Source organism: Microbacterium paulum (assembly GCF_015707995.1).
Classification (GTDB): domain Bacteria; phylum Actinomycetota; class Actinomycetes; order Actinomycetales; family Microbacteriaceae; genus Microbacterium; species Microbacterium paulum.
This window is the reverse complement of the sequence record NZ_JAAGRY010000083.1, coordinates 1-10436: the sequence shown is the minus strand read 5'-3', so window position 1 is coordinate 10436 and position 10436 is coordinate 1. Positions and strand designations below refer to the sequence as shown.

The 10436-nt window shown below is 70.2% G+C and carries 14 protein-coding genes; 10 read left to right on the top strand and 4 right to left on the bottom strand.

Annotated elements, in window-relative coordinates; all coding sequences use genetic code 11:
* From G3N18_RS14605 to G3N18_RS14595, 3 genes are all read left to right on the top strand, one after another.
* Window positions 1-865, top strand: an 865-nt coding sequence (locus G3N18_RS14605) for a sucrase ferredoxin (RefSeq protein ID WP_206693295.1), incomplete at its 5' end; no start/stop codon positions are given.
* A gap of 80 nt (window positions 866-945) precedes the next feature.
* A complete protein-coding gene (locus G3N18_RS14600) occupies window positions 946-1191 on the top strand; it encodes a type II toxin-antitoxin system prevent-host-death family antitoxin (protein ID WP_196384997.1) in 246 nt (81 codons plus the stop codon).
* A complete protein-coding gene (locus tag G3N18_RS14595) occupies window positions 1188-1604 on the top strand; it encodes a PIN domain-containing protein (RefSeq protein WP_196384996.1) in 417 nt (138 codons plus the stop codon). Before G3N18_RS14600 ends, G3N18_RS14595 begins: the two co-directional genes overlap by 4 nt.
* Before the next feature lie 30 nt (window positions 1605-1634).
* On the opposite strand, the gene G3N18_RS14590 is transcribed toward G3N18_RS14595, so the two are convergent.
* Window positions 1635-2576 carry a LysR family transcriptional regulator gene (locus tag G3N18_RS14590; RefSeq protein WP_196384995.1) on the bottom strand — a complete coding sequence of 314 codons (942 nt, stop codon included), beginning with the start codon at window positions 2574-2576 and terminating at the stop codon, window positions 1635-1637.
* A 72-nt stretch (window positions 2577-2648) separates the two neighbouring features.
* On the opposite strand from G3N18_RS14590, the gene G3N18_RS14585 reads away from it, so the two are divergent.
* The 3 genes from G3N18_RS14585 (at window position 2649) to G3N18_RS14575 (ending at window position 5378) form a co-directional block, all read left to right on the top strand.
* Window positions 2649-3644, top strand: a complete 996-nt coding sequence (locus tag G3N18_RS14585) for a putative oxygenase MesX (protein WP_196384994.1) — start codon at window positions 2649-2651, stop codon at window positions 3642-3644.
* A 56-nt stretch (window positions 3645-3700) separates the two neighbouring features.
* Window positions 3701-4744: a methionine synthase gene (locus G3N18_RS14580; protein WP_196384999.1), complete on the top strand. Its 1044-nt coding sequence runs from the start codon at window positions 3701-3703 to the stop codon at window positions 4742-4744.
* Window positions 4745-4805: 61 nt separating this feature from the next.
* On the top strand, window positions 4806-5378 hold the full coding sequence (locus tag G3N18_RS14575) for a dihydrofolate reductase family protein (protein ID WP_196384993.1): 573 nt from the start codon (window positions 4806-4808) through the stop codon (window positions 5376-5378).
* A gap of 152 nt (window positions 5379-5530) precedes the next feature.
* On the opposite strand, the gene G3N18_RS14570 is transcribed toward G3N18_RS14575, so the two are convergent.
* Genes G3N18_RS14570 through G3N18_RS14560 form a run of 3 tightly spaced genes read right to left on the bottom strand, consistent with a single transcriptional unit; the run spans window position 5531 to window position 6828 of the window.
* Window positions 5531-5878: a TraR/DksA family transcriptional regulator gene (locus G3N18_RS14570; RefSeq protein WP_338038628.1), complete on the bottom strand. Its 348-nt coding sequence runs from the start codon at window positions 5876-5878 to the stop codon at window positions 5531-5533.
* Window positions 5875-6429, bottom strand: a complete 555-nt coding sequence (locus G3N18_RS14565; protein ID WP_196384992.1) for a hypothetical protein — start codon at window positions 6427-6429, stop codon at window positions 5875-5877. The genes G3N18_RS14570 and G3N18_RS14565 overlap by 4 nt, the downstream gene beginning before the upstream one ends.
* A gap of 3 nt (window positions 6430-6432) precedes the next feature.
* Complete coding sequence (locus tag G3N18_RS14560) at window positions 6433-6828, bottom strand: VOC family protein (RefSeq protein ID WP_196384991.1); 396 nt, start codon at window positions 6826-6828, stop codon at window positions 6433-6435.
* A gap of 133 nt (window positions 6829-6961) precedes the next feature.
* Here G3N18_RS14560 and G3N18_RS14555 point away from each other — a divergent pair, with 133 nt between their 5' ends.
* From G3N18_RS14555 to G3N18_RS14540, 4 genes are all read left to right on the top strand, one after another.
* Window positions 6962-7345, top strand: coding sequence for a hypothetical protein (locus tag G3N18_RS14555; protein WP_230404214.1), 384 nt, complete (start codon window positions 6962-6964; stop codon window positions 7343-7345).
* 153 nt (window positions 7346-7498) lie between these two features.
* Window positions 7499-9820, top strand: coding sequence for a phosphoribosylformylglycinamidine synthase subunit PurL (gene purL / locus G3N18_RS14550; protein WP_338038626.1), 2322 nt, complete (start codon window positions 7499-7501; stop codon window positions 9818-9820).
* Window positions 9821-9825: 5 nt separating this feature from the next.
* A complete protein-coding gene (locus G3N18_RS14545; RefSeq protein WP_196384989.1) occupies window positions 9826-9966 on the top strand; it encodes a hypothetical protein in 141 nt (46 codons plus the stop codon).
* An 89-nt stretch (window positions 9967-10055) separates the two neighbouring features.
* Window positions 10056-10436: alpha/beta hydrolase (locus tag G3N18_RS14540; protein WP_420827105.1), on the top strand; the 381-nt coding region annotated here is incomplete at its 3' end.

The window sequence follows — 10436 nt, the reverse complement described above, 5'->3', positions numbered from 1 at the left end:
CCGCTCGGCCGAGCGCGGCGATCCGGTCGCGGGCACCGCGGGCCTCGGCCGGCGCTGGCTGCTCGTCGAGATCGACGGATCGTGGGGGCGCGACGCGTTCTTCGAGTCGCGCCTGGACCCTGTGATCGGGCGCGCGCTGGTGCGCCGCGCAGAATCTGCGGGGGTGCGCCCGGTCGCCATCCGACGTCCGGCTCGCCGCGCCGACGCGCGACGGGCGACGACCGGGTGGCGCTGGGCGCTCGTCGACGCACGCCCGGGGCACGAGGGGGTGCGCTGGGGCTTCGCGCCCACGACCGACGATCTGCTGACCGTGCCGCTCGACACGGACAGCGACACCGGCGAGGCATCCCTCTCGCCCGTCTACCTCGTCTGCACCCACGCGCGCCACGACCAGTGCTGCGCCGTCAAGGGGCGCCCGGTCGTGACGGCCCTCGCGGCCGCGTACCCCGACGAGACCTGGGAGTGCTCGCACCTCGGCGGCGACCGCTTCGCCGCGACGATGCTGCTGCTGCCGCACGGGCTGTCGTACGGGCGGGTCATGCCCGACGAGGTCGCCGGCATCGTGGATGCCGCGGCGCGCGGCCGCATCGTGCCGCAAAGCTTCCGCGGGCGCACCGCCTTCTCGATGCCCGTGCAGGCCGCGCAGGCGTTCGCGCGCGCCGAACTCGGCGACGACCGCATCGACGCTTGGGCGCCGCTCGGCGAGAAGCACGAGAGCGACCTCGTCCACGTGCGGCTCGCCGGCTCGGAGGGCGATGTCGTCGTGACGCTCCGCGAGACCCTGTCGGAGCCGCTGCTGTCGACGTGCACTGCGACGATCGCGGCGCCCGTGCGCCAGTTCGCGCTCGCTGGCATCCATCACTGACGTCGGGCGTCACGTCCTTCCCGCTCGAGCCGACCTCGCGTAGAATGTAGGTACTGTTCCTACATTGATCGGAGGGGGTCATGCCCACGATCTCCAGTCGAGACTTCAACCACGACGTCAGCGCCGCAAAGCGCGCCGCAGAAATCGAGCCGGTCACCATCACGGATCACGGACGACCGTCACATGTGCTGATCACGTCTGCCCTGTTCGATCAGATCACCGGCCGTGGACGTCGAGTGGGCACCCGACTGAAGGCGCAGGGCGAGCCCGTCGACTTCGACCTGCCCGGCCGCACGATCGACGACAGCCGAGTGCCCGAGCTGTGAAGTACCTGCTCGACACGAACGTGATCAGCGATCATTACAAGGGGGCCTCGCCCTCTCTGGACCGCTGGATGGCCGAACAGGTTGAAGGTGACCTCGCCATCAGCGCGATCACCATCCTCGAACTCGATCGCGGAGTACGTCACAGCGAACGCCGCGACCCCGCGAGGGGGGCGCGGTTGCGCCTGTGGCTCGACGACGCGGTGCGACCGCTGTTCGCTGGGCGCATCCTCGCGGTCGACGAACGCGTCGCGCTGGTCGCGGCGGGCCTGCATTTCCCCGACCGGATGCCTGACATGGACGCCCTCGTCGCAGCGACCGCACTCGCCCACGGGCTGACGCTCGTGACACGCAACCTCCGAGATATGGAGCGCACAGGGGCAGCGCTTCTCAACCCGTGGGATCTCGCCGGCTGACACGCTGCCGGCGCCGAGACCTGAGGAACCTCAGCCCAGAACCTCCACCCCGAACCCCGCGACGACGGCGCGCACCTCGTCGAGGTAGCGCTGCGCCTGGTCGGTGAGGGGCACGGCGGTGTGGCCGAGCCAGCCGATCTCGATCCGCTCGTCGACCTCGAGCGGCACGGCCACAATCTCGGGGTCGAGCTGGCCGCTGATGATGCCCGTCGAGATCGTGTACCCGTCGAGACCGATCATGAGGTTGAAGATCGTCGCACGGTCCGACACGCGGATCTCTCGCGCGCTCGAGAGGGTCGAGAGGATCTCTTCTGCGAGGTAGAAGGAGTTGTTCGCGCCCTGGTCGAACGTCAGCCGCGGCAGGTCCGCGAGGTCGGCGAGGGTCGCCCGGCCGCGCGCGGCGAGAGGGTTCCGCCGCGAGATGAAGATGTGCGGCGCGGCGACGAACAGCGGGTGGAAGGCGAGCCCCGAGTCGCGGATGAGCTTGTCGAGCACCTTCCGGTTGAAGTCGTTGCGATAGAGGATGCCGACTTCGCTGCGGAGTGTCCGGACGTCCTCGATGATCTCCCAGGTGCGCGTCTCGCGCAGCGAGAACTCGTACTCGGCGGCGCCGGAGCTGCGGACCATGCGCACGAAGGCATCCACCGCGAACGAATAGTGCTGGGTCGATACACCCAGCAGGCGTCGCGACGGCGGCCGGCCGAGGTAGCGCTGCTCGAGCAGCCCCACCTGCTCGACGATCTGGCGGGCGTAGCCGAGGAACTCCGCCCCGTCAGCGGTGAGCGTGACGCCCCGCGACGAGCGTGAGAGGAGTGCCCGGCCGACGCGGGTTTCGAGGTCTTTCATCGCGGCGGACATCGTCGGCTGCGCGACGTACAGCACGTCGGCGGCGGCCGAGATCGACCCCTCGGCTGCGACTTCGATGAAGTACTGCAGCTGCTGCAACGTGACGCCGCTGGATGCCTTGGCCATAGGGACAGGCTATATGTCCTTATAGACACTGCGAGTTACCCGATAACGAAGGCTGCCGGGGACCATGGATCCATGCCGGACGAGTTCACCTTCAGCATCGCCACGACCCGCTTCGACGAGGACTACTGCCCGTCGGACGATTCGCGCCTGACGACCAACTTCGCGAATCTCGCGCGGGGCGAGAATCGGCGCGAGAACCTGCGCGCGGCACTGACCATGATCGAGCGCCGGTTCAACGACCTCGCCCGCTGGGACAACCCCGACGGCGACCGGTACGGCCTCGAGCTCGACATCGTGTCGGCCCAGGTGGAGTTCCAGGCGGCGGGCACCGACCAGCGCTTTCCGCTGCTCGAGGTGCTCGACGTGCACATCCTCGACCGGTGGACGGGGGTCCGCCGGCACGGCATCGTCGGCAACAACCTCTCGTCCTACGTGCGCGACTACGACTTCAGCGTGCTGCTGCCGGCGAGCCCCCGCAGCGACAGCGGCGCTCCGATCGTTCCCGACGACTTCGGCGACCTGCACGGCAAGCTTTTCCAGCACTTCCTCGACTCGGTCGCGTACCGCGAGCGCTTCGCGCAGGCGCCGGTCGTGTGCATCAGCGTGTCGACGAGCAAGACGTATCGGCGCTCGGCGAACAGGCATCCGGTGCTCGGCGTCGAGTACCTGCAGGACGACTTCTCACTCACCGACCGGTACTTCGCCAAGATGGGGCTGCAGGTGCGGTACTTCCTGCCCGAGGGCAGCGTCGCGCCGCTCGCGTTCTACCACCGCGGCGACCTGCTGAACGACTACACCGACCTGCAGCTGATCGGCACGATCGCGACGATGGAGACGTTCCAGAAGATCTATCGCCCCGAGATCTACAACGCGCACGCCGCGGCGCCGGCCGTCTACCGGCCGAGCCTCGACGCGGCAGACTTCTCGCGCACGCGGGTCGACTACGACCGCGACGAGCGCAGCCGTCTCGCCCGCACGCAGGGCGCCTTCACCGACGAGCACTTCATCACCCCGCACCGCGAGGTGCTCGAGCGCTGGTCCGCGGGCTACGCGGTGCCCGTCGCATGAGCGGGGCCTCGCAGGCCCAGGCGTACACGGCAGGGCGCCCCGCCGCGCACACCCCCGTGCACTCGCTGCTGCCGACCTCGATCGTCGGCAGCCTGCCGAAGCCCTCTTGGCTCGCCGAACCTGAGAAGCTCTGGTCGCCGTGGCGGCTCGACGGGGATGCCTTGGCCGAGGGCCGGCGCGACGCGCTGCGCATCGCGGTGCACGAGCAGACGCGGCGCGGCATCGACATCGTGAGCGACGGCGAGCAGACCCGTCAGCACTTCGTGACGACGTTCATCGAGCACCTGAGCGGGGTCGACTTCGAGAAGCGCGAAACGGTGCGCATCCGCAACCGCTACGACGCGAGCGTTCCGACGGTGGTCGGCGAGGTGCGTCGCGAGCGGTCGGTGTTCGTCGAGGACGCCCGGTTCCTGCGCTCGCTGACCGACCAGCCGATCAAGTGGGCGCTCCCCGGGCCGATGACGATGGTCGACACGCTGTACGACGCGCACTACGGCAGCCGCGAGAAGCTGGCGTGGGAGTTCGCGACGATCCTGAACGAAGAGGCGCGGGAGCTCGAGGCCGCAGGCGTGGATGTCATCCAGTTCGACGAGCCGTCGTTCAACGTCTTCTTCGATGACGTGCGCGACTGGGGTATCGCGGCGCTCGAGCGGGCGGCGGAGGGCCTGGGCGCAGGCGGCGCCGAAACCGCCGTGCACATCTGCTACGGCTACGGCATCGCGGCGAACACCGAGTGGAAGGCGACGCTCGGCTCGCAATGGCGTCAGTACGAGGAGTCGTTCCCGCTGCTGCAGGCCTCGTCCATCGACATCGTCTCGCTCGAGTGCCAGCACTCGCACGTGCCGATGGAGCTCATCGAGCTCGTGCGCGGCAAGAAGGTGATGCTCGGCGCGATCGACGTCGCCACCGACGAGGTCGAATCGCCCGACGAGGTCGCCGACGTGCTGCGGCGCGCCCTGGAATTCGTCGACGCCGAAAAGTTGATCCCGAGCACGAACTGCGGCATGGCGCCGCTGGCGCGCGGCGTCGCCGAGGCGAAGCTCAGCGCGCTCAGCGCCGGCGCCGCGATCGTCAGGGACGAGCTGACCGCTCCGGCGTGACGCCGGCCCGCGTCGCCGCGATACGGTGGCGGTCACCGCACCTGCACCGAGGGAGGGCGCGATGCGCGAACTGACCTACTTCGTCGCCGTGAGTCTCGACGGCTACATCGCGGGACCCGGCGGCGAATTCGATGCCTTCCTCGCGGAGGGCGACCACATGGCGGCGATCTGGGAACACTATGCAGGGACGGCACCGACGCAGCTCGCCGAGGCGGCGGGACTCTCGGTCGAGAACGGGCCCTTCGACACGGTCGTCATGGGGAGGAACACCTATGACGTCGGCCTGCCGTACCTTCCGAGCCCGTATCAGCACTTGCTCCAGATCGTCTTCACCGGGTCACCCGATCGCCCCGAGGGCAGTGAGGCCGTCGAATTCACGGATGCCGACCCGGCGGCGACCGTGCGCGCGCTCAAGGAGGGTGACGGCGGCGGCATCTGGCTGTGCGGCGGCGGAGCGCTCGCAGCCCAGCTGATCGACGAGATCGACCGGCTCGCGTTGAAGGTCAATCCGGTGACCCTCGGAGGCGGGGTGCCGCTGTTCGGATCGGCCGGCTACGCGCCGAGACGGTGGTCGCCGACGAGCACGCAGGCCTTCGCCTCGGGCGTCATCTTCGCGGAGTACTCGCGCGGCTGAGGATGGATGCCCCGGCCGGCGACCCTTCGTCGTCCGCCGAGCCCGCCGTCGCCTCCATCTGCGCACAGCGCCGACCTGCGCCCACCGCCGGGCATCGTGCGCTGCGCTGCGCGAAGACGGTGCGCTCACGGCGCAGCGCTGCGGGCGGCCGCTCACGCCGCCGCGCACACCACGCACATCGTCGCGAACGGGCGCGCTTCGAGCCGCCCCTCGGGAATATCGGCGCCGCACACGACGCACACGCCGTACGTGCCCGCCGCGACCCGTGCCAGCGCGGCGTCCACCTCGGCACGCTCCGCCGCGGTCGACCGGCGCAGCGCCTCGATGCGCTGCCACTCCCCCGACAGCGTCGACCCCTCGGGGTCGTGCTCGTCGTCAGCGGTCTGGTCGGCGCGATCGGCGCGCACCGCATCGTCGTCGGCGTCGAGGCGTGCGAGCAGCGCGTCGAGCTCGGCCGCGCGCGCCCGCAACGCCTCGACCACACCCACCCCGTCACTCACGCGCGCAGCTCCGCGAGCCCCGCGACGAGGCAGACGCCGCCGGCGATGAGGAAGATCGGCGCGCCGACGAGGCCGCACCAGAAGCTCCGCGCCGTGTCCGATGCCGGCACGAGCGCCGCGACGACCGCGACAACCGTCAGCGCTCCGCCCGCCCACGCCATGATCGGCTGACCGAACACTGCCGCGAGCGGCAGGAAGTGGATGCCGACGACCGCCAGGATCAGCGGTGCGATGAGGTCGCTGCGGCCAGCGATGTTCGCCCAGACGGCGAGCGCGACGCACGCGACCACCTCGATCGCCACGACGACGAGGTACACCCGCCAGGCGCCGCTGTCGAAGCGCATCGCCGTCGGCGACGACCAGTGGCGCACCGCCGCCGGGATCGCCAGGGCCGCCATCGCGACGCCGAGGAGCCCCAGGACGGCGAGCACGGCCCGCCACACCCACCCCGCGGGCGGCTGCTCCTGCGCCCACCCCGACCACACGAACGCGGCTACCCCGAAGATCGCCGCGGTCATCACGAGATCGCGCGGATGCGCGAGATCGATCACGGCTCAGCCCTGGTAGCCGATCAGCCAGGTCACGCCGAACCGGTCGCGCACCTGCCCGTCGTGATCGCCCCACGGCTTGAGCGTCAACGGATCGAGCACCCCGCCGTCGGCGGCGAACGTCGCGAACCACCGCTCCAGAACGTCGGGCTCCGCGGTGCCGAGCAGCGCGAACTGGATGCCTCGGAGCACGGTCGTCTCTTCGCCGGTCGCGGTGTCCGACGCGAAGAGCTCGACCGGGCCCTGCAGCATGCCGTGCGCGATGGCCTCGGCGGGACCGTCGGTGCGCCCGAAGTCGCCGTACGTGTTCAGCACGATCTCGCCCCCGAAGACGTCGCGGTAGAACTCGAGCGCGGCGCGGGCGTCGCCGTCGAAGTGCAGGTAAGGAGTGATGCCGGTCATGCGCCGACTCTACGACCGGCCCGCGACACACGCGAGACCCTGAGATCGAACGGGCATCCGCTGTCAAGCCCCCTGCGGGCGGACCGATGCGCGGCGCAGACTCGATCCGACACCTCGACCGAAGGAGACAGCGATGTCCGACCCCACCTCCACCGCACCCGCCGACGCCACGACCGAAGCCGCGGCGAACACCGCCGGCGTCGCGGCGAACCCCGATTCGACCGACGCGCCCACGACCGACCAGGTCGCCGCGCCGAGCACCGATCAGCTGACCGAGCCGAGCACCGAGAAGGGGCCGGGCGAGGAGCCGCTCGCACCGAACCCCGCCGAGCCGACGGTGCCGACCCCGACCGAGCCCACGGCACCCGCGCCGAGCGAACCGACCGCGCCCGCGCCCGACGAGACCCCGGCGCCGAGTCCCTCCGGGCCCGGCCCCGTCTCGCCGAGTGCGAGTGAGCCGAGCCACGAGGCGGTCGGCATCGGCGTGATCGACGACGGATCGGACCTCACTCCCTGATCCACCCCCGTAGGTCTTCGTCGGCGCGGGATGTCCCCATCTCGCGAGGAAGCAGCATCCCGCGCCGGCGAAATCCTTCCGCGAGCAGGCGTACGGGCGCAACTAGACTGAAGGCATCCCCCGCCGGCTTCCCGAGTCTTGGAGTCCCGCCGCGTGAGCACACCTGTTGCCGACACCGTCGAAAACGCCGCCGCCACCCCCGAGAAGGAGCAGCCGTACGCCGCGCTGGGCCTGAAGCCCGACGAGTACGCCGAGATCAGGCAGATCCTCGGCCGGCGCCCCACGTCGGGTGAGCTGGCGATGTACTCGGTCATGTGGTCGGAGCACTGCTCCTACAAGTCGTCGAAGATCTACCTGCGCCGCTTCGGCAAGAAGGTCTCGGACGAGATGAAGGCGCGCCTCATGGTCGGCATGGGCCAGAACGCCGGGGTCGTCGACGTGGGCGAGGGCTGGGCCGTCACTTTCAAGGTCGAGTCGCACAACCACCCGAGTTACATCGAGCCGTTCCAGGGAGCTGCGACCGGGGTCGGCGGCATCGTGCGCGACATCATCTCGATGGGGGCGCGCCCCGTCGCCGTCATGGACCAGCTGCGCTTCGGCGCGATCGACAACCCCGACACCGCCCGCGTCGTCCACGGCGTGACGAGCGGCATCTCGTTCTACGCGAACTGCCTCGGCCTGCCGAACATCGGCGGCGAAACCGTGTTCGACGCGGTCTACCAGGGCAACCCCCTCGTCAACGCCCTCGCGGTCGGCGTCATGCGCCACGAAGACATCAAGCTCGCCAACGCCACCGGCGCCGGCAACAAGGTCGTCCTCTTCGGCGCACGCACGGGCGGCGACGGCATCGGCGGGGCATCCATCCTGGCATCCGATACCTTCGCCGACGGCGGCCCCACCAAGCGCCCCGCCGTGCAGGTCGGCGACCCGTTCGCCGAGAAGGTGCTCATCGAGTGCTGCCTCGAGCTCTACAAGGGCGAGCTCGTCGAGGCCATCCAGGACCTCGGCGCCGCCGGCATCTCGTGCGCGACGAGCGAGCTCGCCGCGAACGGCGGCTCGGGCATGCGCGTCGACCTCGAGAACGTGCTGCTGCGCGACCCCTCGCTCACGCCCGAGGAGATCCTCATGAGCGAGTCGCAGGAGCGCATGATGGCGATCGTCGCGCCCGAGAAGCTGGATGCCTTCCTTGCGGTGACGGGCAAGTGGGATGTCGAGACGAGCGTCCTCGGCGAGGTCACCGGCGACGGGCGCCTGCAGATCTTCTGGCACGGTGAGCAGATCGTCGACGTCGACCCCTCGACCGTCGCCGTCGACGGGCCCGTCTACGAGCGCCCCGTCGCCTACCCGACCTGGATCGACGCGCTGCAGCTCGACTCGGCCGCCGCCCTCCCCCGCACCGACGACCCCGCCGTGCTCACCGAGCAGTTCACGGCCCTGCTCGGCAGCGCGAACCTCGCCGACACGAGCTGGGTGACGAACCAGTACGACTACTACGTCATGGGCAACACGGCGCTGTCGTTCCCCGACGACGCTGGCATGATCCGCGTCGACGAGGAATCCGGCCTCGGCTTCGCGATCGCGACCGACTGCAACGGCCGCTACTGCCAGCTCGACCCCTACGCGGGCGCGCAGCTCGCCCTCGCCGAGGCGTACCGCAACGTCGCCGTCACGGGCGCCGTGCCCACCGCCGTCACCGACTGCCTGAACTTCGGCTCGCCGGAGAACCCCGAGGTCATGTGGCAGTTCGGGCAGGCGGTCGACGGCCTCGCCGACGCATGCTTCGAGCTGGGCGTGCCGGTCACGGGCGGCAACGTCAGCTTCTACAACCAGACCGGCGACGTGCCGATCTTCCCGACCCCGGTCGTCGGCGTCCTCGGCATCATCGACGACGTCGCCCGCCGCATCCCGTCGGGCTGGCAGGATGCCGGCGAGAACATCTACCTGCTCGGCGTCACCTCGACCGAGCTCTCCGGCTCGCAGTGGGCGGGCACGATCCACGGGCACCTCGGCGGCCGTCCGCCGGCGGTCGACCTCGCGGCCGAGAAGCGTCTCGCCGAGCTCATCCAGGCCGCCTCGCAGCAGGAGCTCGTCTCGTCGGCGCACGACCTGTCCTCCGGCGGACTCGCGCAGGCCCTCGCCGAGGCCGTCATGCGCTTCGGCGTCGGCGCCCGCGTGTGGCTGCGCGAGATCATGGAGCGCGACGGGGTGGATGCCGCGACCGCGCTCTTCTCGGAATCGACCGGCCGGGTCATCGTGTCGGTGCCGCGCGAGGAGGACGTGAAGTTCCGGGGGCTCTGCGAGGGTCGCGGCTACCCCGTGCTGCGCATCGGCGTGACCGACCCCGCCGCGGACGGCGACGACCCGGCGCTCGAGGTGCAGGACGTCTTCACGCTGACCGTGCCCGAGCTGCGCCGCATCTCGCAGGCGACCCTTCCCGCCGTGTTCGGCGCGACGGTCGCCGAGCCCGTAGGCTGAGCGCCATGACGAAACCCTCCGACGAAGAGTTCGACGCGCTCGTCGAGAAGCGCTCTCGCCGCACGCGGGTGATCGCGTGGATCGTGATCATCTCGCTGATCCTCGTCGGCGGCGGCGCGACCGTCCTGGCGCTCATCTTCGGCTGACCCCGCGCCCGCGACCCGCGGATCTGAGGTGCCTCAGCCCCGAACATCGGGCGATCGACCGATGCCCACCGGGGGCCTTAGCGACGACCGTGGAACGTGACGAACACCGTATCTCACCTTCCAAAGGAGCCCAGCAATTGCTGCCGGATGCCGGGGTGGTCTCGCCACGCGGTGATGTGTCGGAAATGGGGGCGGCGCGCTTCTTTCGCCGCACCGGCGAGGGGGTCTATGACATGGCCAATCTGGCGCGGGCGACCGCCAAGATGGCCAGCTTTGTCGACGGCATCAAGGCGCAGCATCCGGGCCGTCCCGTCTATGGCTTCGGCTATTCCAACGGGGCGAATATCCTCGCCTCGGTGATGATCGCGCGGCCTGATCTGTTCGACCGTGTGGGCCTGCTGCACCCGCTGATCCCATGGACCCCGGACCCCGCGCCGGGCCTGAAGGGGCGGCAGGTGCTGATCACGGCG